The sequence below is a fragment of the Paenibacillus taichungensis genome (assembly GCF_013359905.1).
GTDB lineage: Bacteria > Bacillota > Bacilli > Paenibacillales > Paenibacillaceae > Paenibacillus > Paenibacillus taichungensis.
Genome location: NZ_JABMCC010000085.1, coordinates 55,893 through 79,060, shown reverse-complemented (window position 1 = coordinate 79,060; position 23,168 = coordinate 55,893). Strand labels below are relative to the sequence as shown.

Annotated in this window: 22 protein-coding genes; 20 read left to right on the top strand and 2 right to left on the bottom strand. The window is 44.3% G+C overall.

Annotated elements, in window-relative coordinates; genetic code table 11:
* Nucleotides 1-62 precede the first annotated feature (62 nt).
* From HP548_RS02405 to HP548_RS02345, 13 genes are all read left to right on the top strand, one after another.
* Nucleotides 63-470, top strand: coding sequence for a TIGR03826 family flagellar region protein (locus tag HP548_RS02405; RefSeq protein ID WP_072733606.1), 408 nt, complete (start codon nt 63-65; stop codon nt 468-470).
* A 153-nt stretch (nt 471-623) separates the two neighbouring features.
* Nucleotides 624-908, top strand: a complete 285-nt coding sequence (flgM, locus tag HP548_RS02400) for a flagellar biosynthesis anti-sigma factor FlgM (protein ID WP_053779526.1) — start codon at nt 624-626, stop codon at nt 906-908.
* Nucleotides 909-919: 11 nt separating this feature from the next.
* Nucleotides 920-1,423: a flagellar protein FlgN gene (locus HP548_RS02395; protein WP_175380754.1), complete on the top strand. Its 504-nt coding sequence runs from the start codon at nt 920-922 to the stop codon at nt 1,421-1,423.
* Nucleotides 1,424-1,442: 19 nt separating this feature from the next.
* Nucleotides 1,443-2,996 carry a flagellar hook-associated protein FlgK gene (gene flgK / locus HP548_RS02390; RefSeq protein ID WP_175380753.1) on the top strand — a complete coding sequence of 518 codons (1,554 nt, stop codon included), beginning with the start codon at nt 1,443-1,445 and terminating at the stop codon, nt 2,994-2,996.
* 24 nt (nt 2,997-3,020) lie between these two features.
* On the top strand, nt 3,021-3,941 hold the full coding sequence (gene flgL, locus HP548_RS02385; protein ID WP_175380752.1) for a flagellar hook-associated protein FlgL: 921 nt from the start codon (nt 3,021-3,023) through the stop codon (nt 3,939-3,941).
* A 16-nt stretch (nt 3,942-3,957) separates the two neighbouring features.
* Entirely contained in the window at nt 3,958-4,527 is a 570-nt protein-coding gene (locus HP548_RS02380) for a DUF6470 family protein (protein ID WP_175380751.1), read from the top strand.
* Nucleotides 4,528-4,630: 103 nt separating this feature from the next.
* Nucleotides 4,631-5,062, top strand: a complete 432-nt coding sequence (gene fliW / locus HP548_RS02375; protein ID WP_217504588.1) for a flagellar assembly protein FliW — start codon at nt 4,631-4,633, stop codon at nt 5,060-5,062.
* 1 nt (nt 5,063) lies between these two features.
* Nucleotides 5,064-5,309, top strand: coding sequence for a carbon storage regulator CsrA (gene csrA, locus HP548_RS02370; RefSeq protein ID WP_099857662.1), 246 nt, complete (start codon nt 5,064-5,066; stop codon nt 5,307-5,309).
* Nucleotides 5,310-5,453: 144 nt separating this feature from the next.
* Entirely contained in the window at nt 5,454-7,133 is a 1,680-nt protein-coding gene (locus tag HP548_RS02365) for a flagellin N-terminal helical domain-containing protein (RefSeq protein ID WP_175380750.1), read from the top strand.
* A gap of 135 nt (nt 7,134-7,268) precedes the next feature.
* On the top strand, nt 7,269-7,652 hold the full coding sequence (locus HP548_RS02360) for a flagellar protein FlaG (protein ID WP_175380749.1): 384 nt from the start codon (nt 7,269-7,271) through the stop codon (nt 7,650-7,652).
* Between the two features lie 39 nt (nt 7,653-7,691).
* Nucleotides 7,692-9,248 carry a flagellar filament capping protein FliD gene (gene fliD, locus HP548_RS02355; RefSeq protein WP_175380748.1) on the top strand — a complete coding sequence of 519 codons (1,557 nt, stop codon included), beginning with the start codon at nt 7,692-7,694 and terminating at the stop codon, nt 9,246-9,248.
* A gap of 30 nt (nt 9,249-9,278) precedes the next feature.
* Nucleotides 9,279-9,674: a flagellar export chaperone FliS gene (gene fliS, locus HP548_RS02350; protein WP_079695658.1), complete on the top strand. Its 396-nt coding sequence runs from the start codon at nt 9,279-9,281 to the stop codon at nt 9,672-9,674.
* Nucleotides 9,667-10,002: a hypothetical protein gene (locus HP548_RS02345; protein WP_175380747.1), complete on the top strand. Its 336-nt coding sequence runs from the start codon at nt 9,667-9,669 to the stop codon at nt 10,000-10,002. The genes fliS and HP548_RS02345 overlap by 8 nt, the downstream gene beginning before the upstream one ends.
* A gap of 70 nt (nt 10,003-10,072) precedes the next feature.
* Here HP548_RS02345 and HP548_RS02340 read toward each other — a convergent pair whose 3' ends face one another.
* On the bottom strand, nt 10,073-11,215 hold the full coding sequence (locus tag HP548_RS02340) for a DUF4309 domain-containing protein (protein ID WP_175380746.1): 1,143 nt from the start codon (nt 11,213-11,215) through the stop codon (nt 10,073-10,075).
* A 304-nt stretch (nt 11,216-11,519) separates the two neighbouring features.
* Here HP548_RS02340 and HP548_RS02335 point away from each other — a divergent pair, with 304 nt between their 5' ends.
* The 5 genes from HP548_RS02335 (at nt 11,520) to HP548_RS02315 (ending at nt 18,545) form a co-directional block, all read left to right on the top strand.
* Nucleotides 11,520-11,717 (top strand): cold shock domain-containing protein, encoded by a 198-nt coding sequence (locus HP548_RS02335; RefSeq protein WP_024631599.1) that lies wholly within the window; start codon nt 11,520-11,522, stop codon nt 11,715-11,717.
* Nucleotides 11,718-12,134: 417 nt separating this feature from the next.
* On the top strand, nt 12,135-12,698 hold the full coding sequence (gene hpf / locus HP548_RS02330; RefSeq protein ID WP_072733587.1) for a ribosome hibernation-promoting factor, HPF/YfiA family: 564 nt from the start codon (nt 12,135-12,137) through the stop codon (nt 12,696-12,698).
* Between the two features lie 780 nt (nt 12,699-13,478).
* Nucleotides 13,479-15,983: a preprotein translocase subunit SecA gene (gene secA / locus HP548_RS02325; RefSeq protein WP_076287627.1), complete on the top strand. Its 2,505-nt coding sequence runs from the start codon at nt 13,479-13,481 to the stop codon at nt 15,981-15,983.
* A gap of 443 nt (nt 15,984-16,426) precedes the next feature.
* A protein-coding gene (prfB, locus tag HP548_RS02320) for a peptide chain release factor 2 (RefSeq protein ID WP_099859210.1) occupies nt 16,427-17,540 on the top strand; the annotation gives its coding sequence in 2 pieces (ribosomal slippage) (nt 16,427-16,498 and nt 16,500-17,540; 1,113 coding nt in all).
* Between the two features lie 99 nt (nt 17,541-17,639).
* The gene (locus HP548_RS02315; protein ID WP_175380745.1) at nt 17,640-18,545 is read left to right on the top strand and encodes a YitT family protein; all 906 of its coding nucleotides are present in this window, start codon (nt 17,640-17,642) and stop codon (nt 18,543-18,545) included.
* A 232-nt stretch (nt 18,546-18,777) separates the two neighbouring features.
* Here the strand turns inward: HP548_RS02315 and cls are convergent, their stop codons facing one another.
* Entirely contained in the window at nt 18,778-20,226 is a 1,449-nt protein-coding gene (gene cls, locus HP548_RS02310) for a cardiolipin synthase (RefSeq protein WP_072733585.1), read from the bottom strand.
* A 330-nt stretch (nt 20,227-20,556) separates the two neighbouring features.
* Between cls and argC the strand changes: the two genes are divergently transcribed.
* Both argC and argJ read left to right on the top strand, forming a co-directional pair.
* Nucleotides 20,557-21,606: an N-acetyl-gamma-glutamyl-phosphate reductase gene (argC, locus tag HP548_RS02305; RefSeq protein ID WP_175380744.1), complete on the top strand. Its 1,050-nt coding sequence runs from the start codon at nt 20,557-20,559 to the stop codon at nt 21,604-21,606.
* A 116-nt stretch (nt 21,607-21,722) separates the two neighbouring features.
* Nucleotides 21,723-22,961: a bifunctional glutamate N-acetyltransferase/amino-acid acetyltransferase ArgJ gene (argJ, locus tag HP548_RS02300; protein ID WP_175380743.1), complete on the top strand. Its 1,239-nt coding sequence runs from the start codon at nt 21,723-21,725 to the stop codon at nt 22,959-22,961.
* Nucleotides 22,962-23,168: the final 207 nt, after the last annotated feature.

Sequence of the window (23,168 nt, the reverse complement as noted above, 5' to 3'; positions counted from 1 at the left end):
AATAAGGTAATGTATAGTTATTATCCATTCGGAAGAGGAAGTTTGAGAGGGGCGTTTTAGCGATGAATCTGGGTAATTGTCCGCGTTGTGGAAAATTATATGCGTTGAATTTTCGGGATGTGTGCTCGAACTGTATCAAGGAAATTGAACTGGAATACCAGACTTGTGTGGAATATCTGCGCGAAAACAAGGGCACTAACATACAGGAACTATCTGATGCAACAGACGTTTCAATTAAAAATATTACCAAGTTCATTCGTGAGGGACGTATTTCCATCGAAAACGCCCCAAATATGATGTATCCTTGTGAAGTGTGCGGAACCCTGATTCGTGATGGCCATATGTGCGACTCTTGCCGGAATCGTTTGACGAAAGATTTGGCTGGAGCGGCTAGAGAAGTAGGTCAGAAGGATAACGGCAGCATAGGCGGACGAACCTATAATGCTGTCGACAAACTACGGGATCTATAGGAACGAGGGCTTAAATACAAGTTTTGCTATAACAAATGTTTTGGAACGTACCGATAAACTTATTAAAGATTATCGGTTTTTTTTATTATCCTAATCGTTCGAGAACATAAAGATAATGTTAAAAATCCTAAGGTGGAAGGAAGTGCAATTCGTATGAAAATCAATGAACCGAGTAGAATTGGTGCAATCAATTCATATCAGAGGAACGTTGAATCCAATCAGCAGGCTGATGCCAAAAAGAGCCGCCGTAAGGACGAGGTATCCATTTCTCCGGAGGCGATGAAGATGCTTGAGGAACAAGGTCGTACACAGGATGCAGGACGTATACAACGGATACAGGAACTGAAAGAACAGGTAAGTTCGGGAACTTACCAAGTGGACAGCAGCAAGCTTGCTGACAAGTTACTGCCGTACTTTAAGTCTTTTGATAAGGAATAGGTGATCACGTAATGGCAGCACTGGACAGATTAATTGCAGTTTTGCAGCAAATGGAACAAAGTCACCGCGAGATGCTGGCACTCAGCGAGATCAAGAGACAGGTTATTGTCAAAAACGATGTGGATCAACTCATTGCTGTAATGAATAAGGAATCCAAGTTTATGAAACAGCAGGAGCCACTTGAGAGCGAACGACTGAGTGCAGTTCATGAACTGCTTCAGGAGCGGGGCATCAAGTCGATGCTTAACCTGAATATCACAGAGATCTCCAAGCTGATCTTTGATCCGGTTGATAAACAGCGATTGCTTGAAGTCCAGAAGAAGCTTGCGGGAACATTGCAGGAATTGAAAGAAATTAATCAATTGAATCAAAAACTGATCGAGCAATCATTGATGTTTATTGATCTATCAATGGACATATTTGCTTCTCGGCCGGAACAGGATGCCACATATCAGCATCCTGCTGATAAGAACGGTAATCCAGGGCGAATCGGTCTTTTTGATACACGTGCCTGATTAATTAGGGGGAAACAAGGTGACATCTACTTTTCATTCAATCGAAACGGCTAAACGCAGCTTGTTCACACAGACGACAGCGCTTAGCACAACAGGACATAACGTGGCTAATGCCAACACAGAGGGGTACTCCCGGCAAACGGTAAACATGAAGGCGTCTATTCCTATGGAGCCGTTTGCATTTTTACACAGTACAACACCAGGACAACTTGGAACAGGTGTGGAGTTCGACTCCATTACCCGTGTGCGTGAGAAGTTCCTTGATGATCAATATCGTAATGAAAATACCAACTTCGGAAGTTGGTCCATTCAGCGAGATACGTTGGAAAAACTTGAAGCCATTGTGAATGAACCTTCGGACACCGGATTTAGGACTGTAATGGATAACTTCTATAAATCCTGGTCCGATCTGAGCAAAAATCCAGAGGATGTAACGGCACGTCGTATTGTTAAAGAAACCACGCTGGCTCTCACGGATGCCATGAACCAGATTAGTCGTCAGTTGGGTGCACTCAGTGAGGATCTGGACAGTAACATCTCTGTGAAAAGTAGTGAAATCCAAGGCTACCTGGGTAACATTGCTAACCTGAATAGTTCGATCGTTAAGATCGAATCGCTTGGCGACAATGCCAACGATTTGCGTGACCAGCGTGACCTGATGGCGGACAAGCTGTCCAAGATTATGAATATTACCGTTACCGACTCGCCACAAGGATACTCCATTCAGATGAATGGACAAGCGCTGGTTACAGGTGGGGCGGTCCAGGCTGTCGTTGACCCCGCTTACCTCAATGCAGCTTACACGGCAGGTAATCTTACCAACGGCGAAGTTCACGGGATGATTAAATCCAGAGATACATTGGTCAGTGACTACCAGAAACAAATGGATGACCTGGCTAACACGCTTGCCAACGGAGATATTGAGATCACGCTTCCTGCTGGTTCTGTCTTACCAGATAATACTGTACTGGATGGTGTTACATATACTGGTGCGGCGCGGACATTGGCTACAGATCTGAAGGTTACGGTTAAAGGTTTGAATGGTCTGCATCAGCTTGGGTACAGCATGGACGGAACCAATTCACCTGGTTTGCCTTTCTTTACTGCTTCTGGTGGTGGAACTACGATTACAGCTGGTAATATCTCATTGAATGCTGAGATTTTGGCCGATCCGAACAAGATTGCTACTTCATTGCGGACGACGGATGCCTCGGGAACGGAGACCGTAATTAAAGGGAATAATACACTTGCTATTCTGCTTGCCAACCTCAAGGATACACCAATGAAGTCAGCTGATGGACTTCGTAATGCAACCATTGGTGCTCAATTTAGCGCAATTGTAGGTCAACTTGGTGTTCAGTCTCAAGAAGCTGCTCGTCAGACTTCGAACTCGGAATTCCTGGTGGAGCAAGTGGATACTAGACGTCAATCGGTCAGCGGCGTATCTCTTGATGAAGAGATGGCAAATATGATCAAATTCCAGCATGCCTACAGCGCATCTGCTCGTTTTATGACCACATATGATGAATTGCTAGATAAATTGATTAACTCCACCGGAACGGTAGGCAGATAATAGAAGGGAGCGACTTAACAGACTATGAGAATAACTAATAATATGCTCAGTTCACAGCTGCTTTTGAACCTGAACCGGAATGCACAACAGATGAATAACACTCAGACCCAACTAGCGACAGGTCGTAAAATTAACAAGCCTTCTGACGATCCAGTAGGGATCACGTACTCCCTTCGATATCGTGCTGAACTATCATCTAATGATCAATATCAGAAAAATGTAGACAGTGCTGTATCTTGGCTTGAATTTAACGATACCGTCATGAACCAAGCTGGGGAAGTTATGCAGCGACTGCGTGAATTAACAGTAAATGCATCGACGGGAACGAACCCTCAGTCTGCGCTTGATAGCATTAATGAGGAAGTGAAACAGCTTAAGGAACAACTCATTGATATCTCCAACAGTAAGCTCAACGGCAAATACATTTTTAATGGTGAAACCTATGATGTGAAACCGTATGACTTCCCGGCCAATGCTGATGGTACTCTAGATACAACAAACGCTGCTTCCGTTGTGACCGATAAAGGGAAAATTAATTTTATTGTAGGTGAGAGTGTACAACTGCCTATCAATGTGAGCGGAAATGAAGTGTTTGGTACGGAGACAGAAGAAGATAACTTCTTTACTATAGTAAACACAATTATGAAGGCTCTGACTGAGGGTGATCAAAAAGAGCTGTCCAATCAACTGGATAACATCGATACTCGTATGAACAAAATGTTGTCAATTCGCTCCGAGATTGGCGCTAAAACAAACCGTGTTGACCTCATGATGGGTCGTTTGGAGGATCTTGGTATTAACTTAACAGATCTGCAATCCAAGGTGGAGGACGCGGATTACGCGGAACTTGCAATGCAATCTAAAATTCAGGAGAATATTTATAATGCTTCGCTGTCTGCAGGTGCGAAAATTATTTCGCCATCTCTGGTGGACTTCCTGAGATAAAAGGAGGAGTTAACTTATGAAGACTCTTCCTATCGTGCAGATTCGAACTACGCCATCTATATTAAATATTGATGCTGACCCAGGACAATACTCGATTCGGCAGCCTAAAGCGGAAGTTCAGTTGAACACCAAGCCGGCGAAATTGACAGTTGAGAGTCATCCAATCGAGCTCCATGTGGATCAGAGCAAAGCTTTTTCTGCGTATACTGGTGGGAACATGATTGATATGAATGCTCGGATCTACTCTGGTATTCAACAGAACTTTTTACAAAATATAGCTTCGCGTGTACAACAGGGCAACCAGTTGGCTGCGATTCACAAACCCGGTAATACAATTGCCAACATCATTGGTTCAGACTGGCAGCCTCAACCGTTTCCAGAAACAAGGACTCCGGCCTCATTTGATAACGTGGATACTCGAGTTATTACAAGGGCACCCGATATCAGCTATGAACCAGCGGTCTCTGAAATGAATGTTATTGTGAATAAACCGGAGATTGAGTATCAGAGGGGCAAGCTGGACATTTATGTTAAACAATATGCATCAGTACAATATACTCCACCTGCTATAGATATGGAGTTGTAAGTTATAATGTAGAGCTATAGACGGTCTCGGATGCAGCCCTCTATAGCTCTTTTTGTATAAATTCACCGCCAAGGAGGCGTTTATCATTCATATTCAGACAAGCATGTGGGGAGAAGTAGAGGTTCAAGAGAAAGACGTTTATCAATTTCCCAAAGGGTTACCTGGATTTGAAGAAGAAACCGAGTTCGCATTAATTCCATGGGAGGATACGCCGTTTAGTTATCTACAGTCTGTTCGAGAAAAGGATCTTTCCTTTTTGCTGGTGAGTCCATTTACGTTCGTTCCAAATTATAGTTTTGAGCTGAGTGAAGTGGATAAGGAAGAATTGGAGATTGTTGAGCAGGTGTCTGTCTACTCAATGGTCACGATCCATTCACAAACCAATAAATCCACAATGAACCTTCTTGCACCTGTTGTCCTCAATCCTGAGCAGCGTCTGGGCAAGCAAGTTGTGCTCCATCAGTCACTATATGAGACACGTCATCTCATCTGGACTGAAGACGAAGAAGATAAATCCGTGAAGGGTGGGGTCTGACATGCTGGTACTATCGCGAAAAAAGGGTGAGTCTATTGTCATTCAGGATCATATTGAGGTGACCGTACTCGCTGTAGAAGGAGATACCGTCCGCATAGGGATATCAGCACCCAAGCATATTGATATCTTTCGCCAAGAGATCTATGCGTCCATTCAGGAGACAAATCGTGAGTCTGCTACTCCTTTGGCAGCCAATGTTGAGGCATTCATGGAGCGGCTACGTAATGGTGGAATAAAAAAAGATTAAAAATATTCCAATTTGCTATAAACAGTTGTTCACCTTCCGTCGATATATAATTTAGACGCTGCTTCGGCAGGGCGGCCGACCTTAATGTCGCGGCGTTTACCACAAGGATGTGGAACTAATTTATTTTCAGGGAGGAAACACTCAATGATTATCAACCACAATATCGCGGCGTTGAATACTCACCGTCAACTGTCTGCAAACACTGCTAACACTAACAAAAACATCGAAAAATTGTCTTCCGGTCTTCGCATCAACCGTGCTGGTGACGATGCTGCAGGTCTGGCAATTTCCGAAAAAATGCGCGGTCAAATCCGCGGTTTGGACCAAGCTTCCCGTAACGCTCAAGATGGTATCTCTTTGATTCAAACAGCTGAGGGTGCATTGAACGAAACTCACTCCATCCTGCAACGTATGCGTGAGCTTTCCAACCAATCCGCGAACGGAACTAACACGGATACAGATCGTCAAGCACTGCAAGACGAAATGAACCAACTGACTTCCGAGATCAACCGTATCGGTAACACAACTGAGTTCAATACTCAAAAATTGCTTAACGGTGGCATTGGTAGCAATGATGGTGCAAAAACTACAAAAGCAACAAGTGCTACTCTTACATCTGATACAGCCGTAACTGCAACAACACTCGGAGCTGGTAAAATCACTGTAGACGGCACAACATTTGATCTCGCTGGTACAGACTTGAGTGATGGAGCTACAACTCCTGCATTTAACGGAGCTAACGCGGTAGCAAACTTAGGTAATGTTACAGCTGGTGGAGTGAAGTTATCTGACCTTGTTGATATTACTGAATCCGGTGGAATATTCACCTTTACTGCAAAATCCTCGGGATCGACCAGTGATATTAAGTTTGACGCAGCTGGAGCAACAGCTGTTGGGATTACTGGAACAAACCCAACAGAGAATAAAGGTACTCCATCAACAGTTGAGCGTCATGGTATTCAAGGAGGAACTGCTCTCGGTGATGGCGGCACAGCTAATACGATTGCAGCAAACTCTTCTTTTAAAGTAACTGTAGGTACTGAAAGTGCAGTAACCGTTACTTTGAAAGAAGGAAAAACGTACGATACTGCCAATGCTGATAAAAACATAGCAAATGCAGCTTCACAAGATTTAATTAAAGATTTGAACGCTGCATTGCAAGAAGCTGGTATTTCTGATAAAGTAACAGCTTCGCTTTCTGCAGATAACAAAATTCAATTTATTTCAGAATCGGGAAAAGACATCTCTCTTGCTGAAGGAACTGGTTCACCATTGACAGCAATTGGCGTTGACGCAACGGCTGATGTAGTTGGAAATGTGCAACAAGTAACTGGACCGGGAGTACAAGGAGTAGGCTTCTCCACGAAGTTCCAAATTGGCGCTAACACTGGTCAATCCATGTCCCTGCAAATCAACGATGTTCGTTCCGCTGCTCTGGGTATCACAGGTAATGCTGGACAGGCTGGTTTCACAAAAGAAAATACCGTAACTAACGGAACTAACGACATCAAAGCTGAAGCAGCTTTGAACATCTCCACTCGTGAAGATGCTTCCAAAGCAATCAACATCTTGGACAAAGCAACTTCCCTGGTTTCTAGCGAGCGCGCTAAATTGGGTGCTGTTCAAAACCGTTTGGAGCACACAATCAACAACTTGGGAACTGCTTCCGAGAACTTGACAGCTGCTGAATCCCGTATCCGTGACGTTGACATGGCTAAAGAGATGATGAGCCAAACGAAAAACAACATCTTGGCTCAAGCAGCTCAAGCGATGTTGGCTCAAGCTAACCAACAACCACAAGGCGTTCTGCAATTGCTTCGTTAATTTTACCTTGCTTCATCTTAAACCTTGGATCTTTGATCCAAGGTTTTTTTATTAGATTTTACATATTTCCTAAAGCTCGACAGCACATACGCCGATATATACTATAAATGCGAAATAGTTGGAGGTCGTTCAAGGGTGAACATTCAATTTTCCTTATCTGCTGCCTCATCTGCAAACCCTGCTATAGAGGTACAAAACCCGGCAGGCGCTTCTCAAGCGGGAACCGACACAGTACACATCAGGACAGCGAAAGAAGCTTATAACAAAGAAAAACAGGGTGTGAATCTATCTGTGGGAGAGGAACTGCTGATCCGTAACATTGATCGGGCGGTAAAAGCCCTCCAAGGTCCAGAAACGACACTGGACATCAGCATCCATGAGAAGACTCATGATATTATGGTGAAGGTGCTAAATAAGGAAACAGGTGAAGTGCTTCGCGAGATTCCGCCTGAGAAGACACTGGATCTGGTAGCCAAGATGATGGAAATAGCGGGCATCCTGATCGACGAGAAAGTATAAAAGTACAGATTATATTCTAACTAGCGAGGAGTTGGATTTATGCGTATAAACGGGTTCTCCGGTATGGATATTGATAGCATGGTCAAAGAACTTATGACAGCCAAGCGAGCTCCGCTGGATAAGTTGAACCAGAAAAAAACATTGCTGGAATGGCAGCGTGATAGTTATCGGGAATTGAACAGTAAGATGTATGAATTCCGAAATACCAAATTACAACAGACCTACAGACAATCTGCAGCTCTAAATACACAAAAAGCTGTTGTAACAGGTAACACCGATGCGGTTAAAGCAGAAGCGGGTGCAACAGCTAATGGTATTAAAATGGAAGTATCCGTTGCCCAACTAGCTACGGCAAAAGCGCAAGAAACAGAAGGTAAGGGTCAAGGCTATAGCTCAAGGCAGTCACTTGCCGAACTGGCTAACGGCATAAAATTCGGACAACCAACAACAAGTTTAGGTACGAGTGATTATTCCAAAGAATACAAAATTAAGATTAATGATGTAGAAATGACGTTTACCGGACAAGATACGGTTTCTTCTATAATTGCGAAAATTAATAGTAAAACGGACTTGAATGTAAAAGCTAGTTTCGATGATTTAACAGGTAAGTTTACCATCGCTTCTAAAGATCTAGGTTCTACAGGTAAACTAGATGTTAAGGCACCGGATGCCGGAAATAATGCGTTAATGGATGTTTTTGGACAAGGATCAACTGCAGTGGTCACAGACATCGCGGCGAAAGATGCTATTGTTCTAATCAATGGAAAGAAGTTGGATCCTCCACCTACTAGCAATATAATTACTTACAACGGTGTGCAAATGAATTTGCTTTCAACGACTGCAAGTTCGTTTACAGATACTAATGGTACGATCACACTTAGTGGTGACAAGCCTTTCACAATAAATACTCAGAGCGATCCGGATAAAGCACTAGAGACGGTGAAGGCTTTTATTGCAGATTATAATACGATGTTAGACTTGTTGAACACCAAGGTTGGTGAAGAAAAGTACCGGAGCTTCCAACCGCTTACCTCTGAACAGCGCAGTGCGATGACAGAGAGTGACATTAAGTTGTGGGAGGAAAAAGCCAAAAGTGGTCTTCTTAAAAATGATGACATTCTCTCTAGTCTAACTTCTAAAATGAGAACCATCATGAGTGAGAAGATGGGGGATCTTAGTAACATCGGAATTACGGGTGGCAAGTATTATGAAAACGGGAAAATTTATCTGGATGAAGATAAATTTAAAAAAGCAATACTAGACAACCCGCAGCAGGTTTCCGATTTATTGCAAGGTTCCGGAACGAGTGTTGATAGCTCCATTTTTGGTAAGTTGTACAAAGAGATGGATACTGCAATGACCAAAGTCGCAGAACGTGCCGGTACGACCAAATTTAGCGGTGATATTAACAGTCTTTACAAAGAAGAGAGCGTCATGGGTAAAACACTCAAAGGTTACAACACTGAAATCACAGCCTTGGAAAAACGTCTGAGTGATCTTGAAAATCGTTATTACAAGCAATTTACTGCAATGGAAACTGCAATGAATAAATATCAGAGCCAGTCGTCTAGTTTATCCAGCTTCTTTGCTAGTTAAATTTTTACTTGAGAGTGAAAGGGTGTAAATATGATTAAGTCTCCATATGATCAATATCGTCAGTCGTCCGTTCAGACTTCTTCACCGGGTCAGTTGTTGATTATGTTGTATGATGGAGCTATTCGTTTTGTACGGACAGCGATTGACGGATTGGGTGCCAAGGATTATCAGAAGGTTAGTCTAAACCTTGGGAAAGCGCAAACCATTGTAAGTGAATTATCAGTTACTTTGGATCGCTCTGCTGATATTGCAGAGAACCTTAATGCGCTGTACGAATATATTAATTTTCTTCTTATTGATGCCAACACGAAGAAGAATGCTGAACCTGCTGAAGAAGCCTTGGGTTATTTAAAAGAGTTGAAGGAAACCTGGGTCCAGGCAAGTAAAATGGTATCTTCATCTGAACTTGGAGCCGTTCATGGATGATTTGATTACAGAGTTAGAACAATTAACACATGATATTATACTTACCATTGAAGAAGTGGATTCAGAAACATTGGAGCAATTCGTGGATAAGCGTCAGGTCATTATTGATTCTATGTTACAACAATACTCAGGTGAGGTATCTCTATCTCAACAAGCTCGGCTTAAGAGCATTATGGAGAACGATCATGCAATTCTGATGAAGATGAGTAGCTTAAAGTCTGAAGCCAAAGATTGGCTCGTTCAACGCAAACAGGCTAAGGTACAAAAGAGCGCATATGAGATGTCTTACGCAGTTGACAGCATTATTGTGGATACTAAAAGGTATTAAAATGTGAAAAAAGGATGAAGAAAAGACCCGCCGGGACATTTCTTCATCCTTTTTTCATTTCTAATATTTTCTAATAAATATTCGTAAAATCGATTAAATCGTCCTCTTCCTCATAATTAAACACTAATGTATGTTTCCCCAGTCTGTAGGTCATTTCATAACCGCCGACCGCTTCGTTATAATATTCATTAGAAGGTTTACCCAGCCAGAACCGCACATTTTGTGGAGCAAGATTTTGTTTCTCGTTGTATAGTTGCAGAATGGCAATGCGTGACTTGGCATTAAGTTCATGCATATATGAATCAAAGCCTAAGCCAAATTGAGGGTAATAATAAAAGGCTCCCCATTCCTCGTTTCCACGAGACTTAGGTTTATTTAGATTGTTTTGCACGGACTTGAGCGTCATTCCAATCTTAATATCAGATCGACCTGGTAACTTGCCCTTTGATGCAGCGGCCTTAAGAGTTTCCAGATATGCACGGTCCCCCATTCCGGAGTTTGGCCAAGATGATTGATCCCAATAACGGGTATCGCTGAGACGCAGCTCCAGCTTGTTAACATTTAGCTTGAATGTATCGACTGCATACTTGAACTGCATATTGTTATAATATTTGAATTGTACTCTTGAGCCTGACAAACTGCGGATGCCATTTTTTCTGAGAGCCCAGTATGTGTCGGAAATCTTTTTGCCTTTATTGTCTGTGAATTTTATTGGTTGTAACACACCAGAACGGATTATATAAGTGTGCACCTCATTGAAGTTGGAAGTCCCCCAATCTGTAAGCATTAACATGTCAGGTGTTCCTGATTCTTTTCCTTGGATTGTATAATTCCAGGTCTGAGGCAAAATAATGGTTTCGATAGGTAACTTCGTGGTTTGAACGGTTCCATACTTGGCACCTTTTTTTAGAATCGCTGCACGATACGTTCCAGAATAACTTTTGTCACCTGTTTTATTGTTTGTCCAGTCATTTGGCTCTGTAAGGGTATATTTCTGCTCGTCATCCGCGAATAGATAAACGGTATAAGACGTTTGATTTGCATCCCGCAGTGTGAAGGAGAGACGGCTTTTACTTTTGAGTTGATCGGCTGAGATTTGTTTTTCTTTAGCAGCGGCAGTTGTTGGTAGCATTAGTAATGTGCATAATGTGATACTGGCTAAAATTAGTATTGCTAGTAAGCCCCGCTTTCTGTAATACTTTGAATAGATCATCGTTGATTCTCCTCTGGCTATTGTAGTAAAAATATGTAATTTGAAACTTTATAAATTGTATCATTTTTGCTGTTATCCGCACAGTAGAGTAATTCCAAATAAATCTATATTACTAGACTAACAACCATCAATATTAACAATCCTCCACCATTCAACAAAACCTACAATTAATCTACAAAAAATTCCAAGAAAACATTTACTTTACCAATTGACAATGGATAACTTTGGATGGTATTATCTGAGTTGTGGGCAAGGGTCTTTGACACAACCTCACTTCATTTGATGACGAAGGGAATGTTAGTGCATGCAAGGTAAAGTAAAATGGTTCAACGCAGAAAAAGGTTACGGTTTCATTGAAACTGAAGACGGCGGCGACGTATTCGTACATTTCTCCGCAATTCAATCCGAAGGATTCAAAACTTTGGAAGAAGGTCAATCCGTAGAATTCGACATCGTCGAAGGCGCGCGTGGACCGCAAGCAGCTAACGTAATCAAATTATAATCATCCGGACAATCCGACCTACATATATGGTTAGATGGTTACCAATTGAATTATCGCTAGCATCAGACTCCGGTTTTTCCGGGGTCTTTTTTTGTTTTAATAGATTCGAAATTTGAGAATCAGCCATAGAACATTATTCATATAAATTTGATAGATTCAAGACATAGTTTGTATTCATTTTACATAATAGATTGAAGGAGCTCGGAAACGGTTAATTACATCATCAAGCGCCTAATAAGACCATCCATGTTAATTAACGATTATGCCTCAAAATGGTGAAATATCGCGAAATATGGCGGTAAGCCTATGTTGGCTGATGTGGCTTGAACAGATGTCATTATTCGGTCACCGGGAGTTTTTACATGGCGCTTACATTCGTGTTATAATGAAGTGGCAAAGGAAAAGGAGGAGTGCCCTATGAATTTAAGTATTCGAGGTCAACAAATCGAGGTTACCGATGCTTTGAAGGATTATGTCGACAAAAAGTTGAGTAGACTCGAGAAGTATTTCGATGCACCCCTTAACTCTGACGGTGCTGTTACCCTGAGCACGACGAGAGGCTTGCATACAGTAGAGGTGACGATCCCTTTGAAAGGCATTGTGCTCCGCGCCGAGGATGAGAGCGACGATATGTACGCTTCCATTGACTCCGTGGTGGACAAGCTGGAACGTCAGATCCGTAAACACAAAACGAAAATTAACCGTAAGTTCCGTCAGGAAGGCAGCCTGAAAACGCTCTTCGTTGAAGACCCAACAGGTACAGTGGCTACCGCTGAACTGGATACGGAAACCGAAGATGATGACTTGGAAGTGGTGCGGACGAAACGGTTTATGTTGAAACCAATGGACGTGGAAGAGGCTATCCTCCAAATGAACATGGTCGGTCACAATTTCTTCGTATTCTCCAACATTGAGAACGAAGAAGTCAGCGTTGTGTACAAACGGAACGATGGTAAATACGGTTTGATTGAACAAGGTTGAACCAATGAATTGAAATGAAAAATGATTCCTTAATGATAACGAATGAAGACAGGGATACTTTGGATTCCTGTATTGGATTAAACTAACAAGAGCCTCCATCCTTTATGGGATGGGGCTCTTTTGTGCGTGGATGGGCTGGAAAAAGTCGCTGAAGCAAGATTGTGAAACTATTTTCCATGTTACTGCGTCTAATAGATAGTAGGAATGAGACCAATCCGTGCAAAGTGAAGGCAAAATTTTCAGTGCTTGCGGAGAAGTCGTTAAAGATGTATTCTTTTTCTCTATATTGAGATTTTCATCCAAATTTACCACCAAAATTCGTTAACATGCCTTATCTAACTGGAAAATGAAACGATAGAATCAAGGGCTTCCGCTAACGACTATGATTTTTTGCACTTAAACTCCATCGGAGAGGCTTCAGAAGTTCAAAGAAGTGTGCCGTGGCGTGTTGCGGCGACCCTTACAAACTGTTACAATTTATGCAAGAGAATCATTGTCCTGATGAGGAATTGTCAACGAATGATCGCTAATCATAATCAATGACAGGCACAGCACCATGAACATGATTCATAAGGCTCGGTATTCGGCTTATTTCTAATAACCGGATCCGGTTGAATACCGAATCAGCTTCATGAGGAACCTTGGCAAGCCTGGAGTTGATTCATTTATATTATTTTTTATATCGTTTGTCACCCCCGGGCAAGTGGATACATATCCATCCGATGGTGTCGCGCGGCGGCAGCAGGGGGTCTATTCTGTTTTGCACGAAAGGGGTATACCATGCTAGGACTTGTCAAAAAGATCTTCGGCGACATGAACGAACGTGATGTTAAACGTCTGATGAAGACAGTCGATGTGATCAATAAACTGGAACCACAATTTCAGGCTCTGTCTGATGAACAACTGAAATCCAAAACGGAGGAATTCCGTGCCCGCATTGAAAAGGGAGAAACAACAGATGAACTTCTTCCTGAAGCATTTGCAACCGTACGTGAGGCATCTCGCCGTGTACTGGGCAAACGTCACTATGACGTACAGATGCTCGGAGGCATTGCCCTTCATGAAGGCCGGATTTCAGAGATGAAAACGGGTGAAGGTAAGACACTGGTAGGAACACTCCCGGTATACCTGAATGCATTGATGTCCAAAGGTGTACACGTGGTAACGGTCAATGATTATTTGGCTCAACGGGATAGCCAGGAAATGGGACAAATTTATGAATTCATGGGCATGACGGTAGGGGTTAACCTGAGCGGTATGGACCATGCTTTGAAACAACATGCTTATGCATGTGATATTACGTACGGTACGAATAATGAATTTGGCTTTGACTATCTGCGTGACAACATGGTGTTGTACAAAGAGCAGATGGTACAACGTCCATTGTTCTTCTGTATCATTGATGAAGTGGACTCCATTCTGGTCGATGAGGCACGTACACCTCTGATCATTTCCGGACAAGCTCAGAAATCGACAGATCTGTACTATGCAGCTGACCGTTTCGTGAAACGTCTGGTTCCAGAAGAAGACTTTACGGTGGACATCAAGGTGAAATCCGTAGCGCTGACAGAAGCTGGTGTAGCGAAAGCTGAGAAAGCATTTGGTATCGAAAACTTGTATGATCATGCCAATGTTACGCTTAACCATCACATCGTACAGGGACTGAAAGCTAACGTAATCATGCGTCGTGACGTCGATTATGTGGTGAGTGATGAAGAAGTACTGATCGTCGATGAGTTCACAGGCCGTTTGATGGCAGGACGTCGTTATAGCGATGGATTGCACCAAGCGATTGAAGCCAAAGAAGGTATTGAAGTACAGAACGAGAGCATGACACTTGCTACGATTACATTCCAGAACTATTTCCGGATGTACCGTAAGCTTGCGGGAATGACAGGTACAGCGAAGACCGAGGAAGAAGAATTCAAAAAAATCTACGGTCTCGAAGTATTGCAGATCCCAACCAACCGTCCAAACAAACGGGATGATATGGCTGATGTGGTGTACAAGAGCATCGATGGCAAGTTCAACGCGGTTGTGGAAGAAATCGTGGCACGTCACAGCAAGAACCAACCGGTTCTGGTTGGTACAGTCTCCATCGAAAACTCCGAGCGAATTTCTGATATGCTGAAACGCCGTGGTGTTCGTCACCAGGTATTGAACGCCAAATATCACGCTGAAGAAGCGGAGATCATCACAGGAGCTGGACAAGCCGGTGCAGTAACGATTGCAACCAACATGGCTGGACGGGGTACGGATATTATCCTGGGCGAAGGTGTAGCTGAAGTTGGCGGCCTTCATATCATCGGTACAGAGCGTCACGAATCCCGCCGAATTGATAACCAGCTGCGTGGACGTGCAGGACGTCAGGGTGACCCTGGTTCTACACAGTTCTACCTGTCACTGGGTGATGAGCTGATGAGACGTTTCGGTGCAGACAATGTACTGAACATGATGGAGCGTCTTGGTTTTGAAGAAGACCAACCGATTGAGAGCCGGATGATTACCCGTGCTGTAGAGTCGGCACAAAAACGGGTTGAAGGTAATAACTTTGACGTACGTAAAGTCGTTCTCCAATATGATGATGTCATGAACCAACAACGTGAAATTATATATAAACAGCGCCGCGAGGTGCTTGAGTCCGAGAATATCAAACAAATCGTTATGGATATGATCAAGCCTTCCATTGAACGTATTGTAGAAGCTCATTGCAGTGATGACATTCCGGAAAACTGGGAACTGCAGGAAGTTGCCGACTACATGAACAGCAAATTGCTGGATGAAGGCTCTGTAACGAAAGATGATCTGTGGGGCAAAGAAGCAGAAGAGATTATCGACTACCTGTTTGAGAAAGTTCAGAACAAGTACAATGCACGAGAAGAGCGAATCGGTGAAGAGATGGTTCGTGAGTTCGAGAAAGTGGTTGTGCTTCGCGCAGTAGATAGCAAATGGATGGATCATATTGATGCGATGGATCAATTGCGTCAAGGTATCCACCTTCGTGCCTACGGCGGTACAGATCCACTGCGTGAGTACCAGTTTGAAGGCTTCGAAATGTTCCATCAGATGATCGCTTCGATTCAGGAAGAAGTGGCAACCTATGTGATGAGAGCACAAATCGAGAGCAATCAGGAGCGTCAAGCGGTTGTTGACGAAAGCCAGATCTCGACAAGCGGCGAGCCTACGGAGAAACGTCCGGTAAAAGTGTCTGACCAAATCGGACGCAACGATGCTTGTCCATGTGGCAGCGGCAAAAAGTTTAAACACTGCCACGGTCAAGAGTAGTTAAACGACTCTCTTATATTACCCTGTGTATAAGTTGGATCTGAATTTTTTACACCATAACGGAGAGTGCAGAAGCAATCTGGAGAAGCAACGCGTTCGCATTTATCACCGGATTTTCCCCCTTGTGAAAGGGAATTAAGGAAATCTGGGGATAAGAGCGATCGGAAGATGCTACTGCAATCGGAGTGGTAAGGTGTAACGAATGTTTGATCAACTTAAATAGAATGACATGAACGGCTCCTTGCAGCCGGGTATTCCAAATGATCAAGTGAAGGATGCATAACCTGTAATTGGTGCATAGTTATAACTATGTGACCAAGATCATGGAGAAGAGGATTGCCGACATAAAGGTAACCTAGACTCCAAGGTGAAGCATCGGATACTTGATCTGGAGGAATGCCCTGGATGCGGGGAGCTTATCTTAATGAAAAGAGGAATTGCACATGATCGATCCAAGCGTGAAGCAGGACCTGCGTGAAATAGGCAAGAAACTAACAAATCTTAGGGGGTCTCTTTGACTTAGATCTTAAGCAAGAGATGATTGAGAACTTCGAAGTGAAAATGTCCGCCCCGGATTTCTGGGATGATAATGATAAGGCACAATCCTTAATCGCCGAGCTGAACGCGGTGAAGGGATCTGTGGATCAATACACCAAGCTGCAGCAGGATTATGATGATGCGGTCATGATGGCAGAACTGGCTGACGAAGAAGGCGATGATGATCTGGCTGTGGAGATCGGCAACAGCGTGACAGCCATCGTGAGCAAGGTAGAAGAGTTCGAGCTCCAACTTCTCCTGAATCAGCCGTATGACAAGATGAATGCGATTCTAGAGCTTCACCCGGGAGCTGGTGGTACCGAGTCACAGGACTGGGGACAGATGCTGATGCGGATGTATACACGCTGGGCCGAGAAACGTGGCTTCAAGGTTGAGGTGCTGGATTATCTGGCAGGAGATGAAGCAGGAATCAAGAGTGTCACGCTATCCATCAAGGGGCACAATGCTTATGGGTATCTGAAAGCCGAGAAGGGTGTCCACCGATTGGTGCGAATCTCACCTTTTGACTCCTCAGGACGCAGACATACTTCCTTCGTATCCTGTGACGTGGTTCCTGAGATTGATGACACGATTGAATTGGATATTCGAACAGAAGATCTCAAGATCGATACGTACCGTGCGAGCGGCGCGGGTGGACAGCATATCAATACCACCGACTCAGCTGTACGGATTACTCACCTTCCAACAGGTGTGGTTGTAACGTGTCAGAACGAACGGTCACAGATTAAAAACCGTGAGCGAGCGATGACGATGCTTCGTTCCAAATTGTATGAACGTAAAATTGAAGAACAAAAACAACAGCTGGACGAAATCCGAGGAGAACAGTCGGATATTGCGTGGGGTAGCCAGATTCGGTCCTATGTGTTCCATCCCTATAGTATGGTAAAGGATCACCGTACGAGCGTGGAGACTGGAAACACAGGAGCAGTAATGGATGGCGACCTCGATGGATTCATCGATGGTTATTTGCGCAGCCAGATTAAAGTAGATACCGATTAATCAAAAGTTCCTGTATAGACCCGATACGTGTAGGCGTATGCTGGGTGTATACAGGGGCTTTTTTTTGAGCATATATACAAAAAAGGAGAGCAAGATGACATGCAACAGCAACAACCGTTACACAATAACCGCAAGAAGAGGCTAACCACGCTCATTCCCCTGAACGGCCCATGGAGAAACGTTGTAGATACCGTATCCATTATTTTAGGTTCGTTTTTGATTGCCGTGGCCTTTAATTTATTTTTACTTCCGAACCAGATTGCTTCAGGTGGGGTATCCGGGTTATCGATATTGGGCAAACATTGGCTGGGGCTTGAGCCGGCATACACCCAGTGGGCTATTAATATTCCGCTTCTGATCGCGGGTTTTCTCCTGATTGGCAAGGAGTATGGAATACGTTCTGTACTCGGCAGTATTGTACTGCCACTGTTTGTATACCTCACGAAAGACTGGGCCATTCCAACAACGAATCCGCTACTTGGTTCACTCTATGGAGGAATTGGGGTTGGTCTCGGGATTGGAATCGTATATCGAGGTAGAGGTTCAACAGGGGGCATGAGCATTCTGGCCAGGATCGTACAAAAATATAGCGGACTGAGTTACTCTCTTTGCGTTGTGATGATGGATGCAACGGTCATTATTATGGCTGCTTTTGTATTGTCATTGGAACAGTCACTCTTTGCTCTGATCGGTTTATACGTTACCGGTAAAGTCATTGATGCCGTCGAGATGGGGCTTGGTAACTCAAAGGTAGCTTATATTATTTCCAACCAGACCGAACCGATTACGAAGGTGATTCTGGATGATCTGGATCGCGGACTGACGAAGCTGGAGGCAAAAGGTGGTTACACCGACGATCAGCGCACTGTACTGATGGTGGTTGTCGGACAGAATGAGGTGCCTAGACTGAAAGCTTTGATTCGGTCCGTGGACCCGGGGGCTTTTGTCATTATTAGCAATGCGCATGAAGTACTGGGCGAAGGCTTTAAACGTGGGGAATTGTAAGGTACAGCGAGTAGGCACTCTAGCAATGAACTTAACATTCACATTCACATGATAAAGGAGAGCAGTGTAGAGGTCATACGTTAACTTATAATAAGAAAGTAAATTTATAATAATCTAAAAAAGCAGGTACTCCTTCACTAGACATAGCTGGAGAGGAAGCACCTGCTTTTTGTTTTGTCTTTTGGAACGAAAATCACTGTACTACTTACTGTATCTGCTATAACTACTGTATTTACAGAATCGGAGACAGCAGACGAGAAATCGCTTCTTTAAATTTGATCTTCACACTGCGTTTATTGTATTCCTCTAACGTCATCTCACGGGATACAAGAAGATCATGCTCAAACGTCTGCACAAGAGTAGTCGCAATCGCCTCGTCATACATAAATGCATTGACCTCAAAGTTCAGTCGGAAGCTGCGGTAATCAATATTAGCGGTTCCCACAGATGCGACCATACTGTCGATAATAAGCGTTTTGGCATGAATAAAGCCGTTATCGTAGATGAAAACAGTTGCTCCCACCTTTAACAACTCACCGATATAAGATAGCGTAGCCCAATATACGAAGGCGTGATCCGGTTTATTTGGAATCATAATGCGAACATCGATTCCTGACAGGCACGCAAGACGAATGGCTTCGAATACACTGGCATCTGGAATAAAATAAGGTGTCTGAATCAGAATGGAATGTTTGGCTCCATTAATCATTTTCAGATAACTGTTCTTGATATGCTCTGTCTCTGCATCCGGTCCGCTGGATACAATCTGCATAGCAGTTGTTCCTGTGCCCTCAATATGAGGGAAATGCGCCGGAACATACGGTGTATCGTGCTGCTTAGACGCTTCATTCCAATCGAGAAGAAAACGGGTCTGAAGAGCATGAACAGCGTTACCCTGAATACGCAAATGAGTATCGCGCCAGTAACCGAACTTGGAATTCAAGCCGAGATATTCATCCCCTACATTAAACCCGCCTGTATATCCAAGGTTGCCATCAATGATGACGATTTTGCGGTGATTTCGGTAGTTCATACGCAGGTTGATCAGACTGAATTTGGATGGAAAAAAGACCTCAACCAAACCGCCTGCTTCGCGCAATTCTTTGAAAAAGCGTTTGGATACCCGCCGCGATCCCAGCGCGTCATACAGCAGACGAACTTTGACACCTTCGCGCGCTTTACGAATAAGTGCATCCCGGATTCTTTTGCCGAGTCGGTCACCTCTATAAATGTAGTATTGCACGTGAACATGATCTTTCGCTGCCTCGATATCATCGAGCAACCGCTGGAATTTGTCTGTTCCGTCGGTAATAATCTCGACCGCGTTGTCTTCGGTCAACAGAGCATCGTTTTGCTTCAGGTTCATATAAATCATGTCCTGACTACTCTCTGTCGCTTGATTACGGAAAGGTGTTCTATTGTCTTGCAGCTGTGCAAGCTGGGCAGCAATACGTTCTTCAAGCCCAAGCTTCTTGCGCTCTTTCCACTGGAAAAGTCGGTAGCGCGTCAGGTTTTGCCCTGTTAATAAGTAGAGTACAAACCCGAACACCGGAATAAAGTTCAAGACGAGCAGCCAAGCCCAGGATGCACTGGCATCCTTTCGTTCGAAGAAAACGACCGCTGCAGCGAAAATAATATTCAGGCCCAGGAGTACAACAAGTAAAATGGATTCGATATGCACTGTAGTCCCCCATGTCTCATAATGACCATCATGAATCCATTCATAAACCCTTCATCGTGTAGATTGATTATGAATTAGACCCTGGTTGTAATGTTTCCTATAATACGTATTTTAGCAGAAGTATACGGGTTCGTCCGCAGATGTTGGAAAGATATGTTCGGAAGCGATGAGAATCCATGTAAAATTGATGATAGAGTGTTGTATTTATATAACTAGAGTCGTATAATAATACACAAATATGCATAGAAGCGACGGAATTGCTGTATGAAAGCTCATTGGGAGCAGGAGAACAGTATAAGTAGCGCATACGACAAGATTGGGGGAGCGAGAGTGAATAACAAATTAAAAGTGGCAATCGTCGGTTCCACCGGCTACGGCGGGGTGGAGCTGATTCGTTTTTTCCAGAACCATCCGCAGGTTGAAATTACTTCGGTAATCTCTTCATCCAGCAGTGGTGAGTCCATCGCAGATGGATTCCCGCATTTGACGGACGTGATTCAGAGGCCACTCGACGGCGTGGACCCGGCTGAGATCGCAAGTCGTGCAGATCTGGTGTTCACAGCAACCCCGTCTGGTGTCAGCGCAAAACTCGTTCCGAGCCTGCTTGAAGCAGGGCTTAAGGTCATTGATCTGTCTGGAGACTTCAGACTTAAGGATGGAACGGTGTATGAAGAGTGGTATAAACATCCGGCACCTTCTGCTACATTGCTGGAACAGGCGGTATACGGCATGGCAGAGGTGTATGGCGACGAAGTGAAGGGCAAGAACTTTATTTCCAACCCAGGCTGCTACCCAACGGCTACGTTACTCGGATTGATTCCAGCTGTTGAGGCAGGATGGATTGACCCTTCCAGTATCATCATTGATGCCAAATCCGGCGTATCGGGTGCGGGACGGGGAACAAGTCTGACGAATCATTATGCAGAGATGAATGAGAATTTTAAAGCATATAAACTGAACAAACATCAGCATATTCCCGAAATTGAGCAAGTGCTGGGAAATATCACTGGATCTCCTGTCACAGTAACGTTCACAACTCAACTGGTGCCAATGACTCGCGGAATCATGAGTACGATGTATGCTAATTTAACTGGTGAATATAGTGACCGTGAAATCGTTGATCTGTACCGTAAATATTATGAAAATCGTCCGTTCGTGCGTGTACGTGAGCCGGGGATCTGGCCTTCAACGAAGGAAGTGTACGGATCGAACTATTGTGATATCGGATTTGCAGCTGACCCTCGTACAGGTCGTTTGACGATTATTTCGGTCATCGACAACCTGGTAAAAGGTGCATCCGGGCAAGCCATTCAAAATATGAACCTGATGATGGGATGGGAGGAGAACCTCGGGCTGAACATGACTCCAGTATATCCATAAGGGTTGAATCATTGGGAGAGCGTCTAGGCGCAATTCCGATACAATGTGGGGAAAACGGATCAGGCAAAGCAAGCGGACAATCGGCATGCAGCCGAACGCATAACGGGGGATAACATATGGGAACGAATGTGGAGCAAAAGGCTTTTACTATAGTTGAGAACGGAACGATTGTAACCCCGCTCGGGTTCACTGCTGGTGGACTGCACTGCGGATTGAAAAAAACGTCTCGTAACGACATCGGAGCGATCCGCTGTGACGTGCAGGCAACTGCAGCTGCGGTGTATACAACGAACGTATTCCAGGCCGCACCTCTGAAAGTCACACGTGAGAGCTTGAGCAATGGACGCCTTCAGGCAGTCATCGTGAACAGCGGGAATGCCAATGCATGTACTGGACAACAAGGTGAAGAGGATGCCTACGCCATGCGTACGGCGGCTGCACGTGAATTGGGCGTAGCAGAAGAGGATGTTGCTGTAGCTTCTACAGGTGTCATTGGTGAATTGCTGAAGATGGACGCTGTACACTCGGGGATTAGCGGACTTCCGGCACATTTGGGCAAGGAAGCAGAAGAGGCGGAGCATTTTTCCCAAGCTATTCTGACAACCGATTTGGTGAAAAAAGAAGCCTGCGTCTCCGTTGAGGTGAACGGCAAAACTATTACGATTGCTGGTGCCGCCAAAGGATCGGGGATGATTCATCCGAATATGGCGACCATGCTGGCTTTTATGACTTCTGATGCAGTCATTAGTGCAGAAGCGTTGCAGCGCCTGCTGCGTCAGGCGACCAATCATACATTTAACATGATTACAGTGGATGGAGATACGAGCACGAACGACATGCTGGTAGCCATGTCCAGCGGTCTGGCAGGTAACGAAGAACTGACCGTGGAACATCCGGATTGGGATGCTTTTGCTGCCGGATTCACTTATGTGTGCGAAGTGCTTGCCAAAGCCATTGCTCGCGATGGAGAAGGAGCAACCAAGCTGGTAGAAGTACAAGTAACGGGTGCCGTAAGTGATGAATCCGCGCAAGCTATTGCAAAGACCGTCATTGGGTCCAGCCTGGTGAAATCCGCCATGTTTGGCGCTGATGCCAACTGGGGACGGATTATTGCAGCCGTAGGGCGAGCAGGACAGCCGGTGAACCCGGAGACGGTTGATATCCGTCTGGGAGACATCTCTGTACTTGAACAATCCCGTCCAGTCGTATTCGACGAAGAAGCGGCGCTGGCCTACTTGCAGACCGATACCGTACGCATTGTGGTCGATCTGCACCACGGCGAGGGAACGGCCATCGCATGGGGCTGTGACCTGACGTATGACTATGTACGAATTAACGCGGCATACCGCACGTAATAAGCAACTATTTATATTTACACGTTAACGGAGAATGCTGCTTTCCTATGAGTAGCTGCTTCGTAAATATGTTGAAAATGTATAAGGATTGAACTTTCTTTGGTGGTTGATAACTGCGAAGGTAGTGGAGAAGGCGGAATCGATTCTGTAGAAGCAAAGCGTTCGCCTTTGTCTCCGGGTTTTCCCCTCAAAAGAAGGGGTTCAAAA

Bases quoted from the DNA above. Each gene is read 5' to 3' on its own strand.
- HP548_RS02335 (WP_024631599.1), top strand. From the start codon at position 11,520: ATGCAAGGTAAAGTAAAATGGTTCAACGCAGAAAAAGGTTACGGTTTC.
- HP548_RS02345 (WP_175380747.1), top strand. From the start codon at position 9,667: ATGGATGATTTGATTACAGAGTTAGAACAATTAACACATGATATTATA.
- fliD (WP_175380748.1), top strand. From the start codon at position 7,692: ATGCGTATAAACGGGTTCTCCGGTATGGATATTGATAGCATGGTCAAA.
- hpf (WP_072733587.1), top strand. From the start codon at position 12,135: ATGAATTTAAGTATTCGAGGTCAACAAATCGAGGTTACCGATGCTTTG.
- secA (WP_076287627.1), top strand. From the start codon at position 13,479: ATGCTAGGACTTGTCAAAAAGATCTTCGGCGACATGAACGAACGTGAT.
- fliS (WP_079695658.1), top strand. From the start codon at position 9,279: ATGATTAAGTCTCCATATGATCAATATCGTCAGTCGTCCGTTCAGACT.
- HP548_RS02405 (WP_072733606.1), top strand. From the start codon at position 63: ATGAATCTGGGTAATTGTCCGCGTTGTGGAAAATTATATGCGTTGAAT.
- csrA (WP_099857662.1), top strand. From the start codon at position 5,064: ATGCTGGTACTATCGCGAAAAAAGGGTGAGTCTATTGTCATTCAGGAT.
- HP548_RS02340 (WP_175380746.1), bottom strand. From the start codon at position 11,215: ATGATCTATTCAAAGTATTACAGAAAGCGGGGCTTACTAGCAATACTA.
- flgL (WP_175380752.1), top strand. From the start codon at position 3,021: ATGAGAATAACTAATAATATGCTCAGTTCACAGCTGCTTTTGAACCTG.
- fliW (WP_217504588.1), top strand. From the start codon at position 4,631: ATGTGGGGAGAAGTAGAGGTTCAAGAGAAAGACGTTTATCAATTTCCC.
- flgM (WP_053779526.1), top strand. From the start codon at position 624: ATGAAAATCAATGAACCGAGTAGAATTGGTGCAATCAATTCATATCAG.
- HP548_RS02365 (WP_175380750.1), top strand. From the start codon at position 5,454: ATGATTATCAACCACAATATCGCGGCGTTGAATACTCACCGTCAACTG.
- HP548_RS02395 (WP_175380754.1), top strand. From the start codon at position 920: ATGGCAGCACTGGACAGATTAATTGCAGTTTTGCAGCAAATGGAACAA.
- argJ (WP_175380743.1), top strand. From the start codon at position 21,723: ATGGGAACGAATGTGGAGCAAAAGGCTTTTACTATAGTTGAGAACGGA.
- HP548_RS02315 (WP_175380745.1), top strand. From the start codon at position 17,640: ATGCAACAGCAACAACCGTTACACAATAACCGCAAGAAGAGGCTAACC.
- HP548_RS02380 (WP_175380751.1), top strand. From the start codon at position 3,958: ATGAAGACTCTTCCTATCGTGCAGATTCGAACTACGCCATCTATATTA.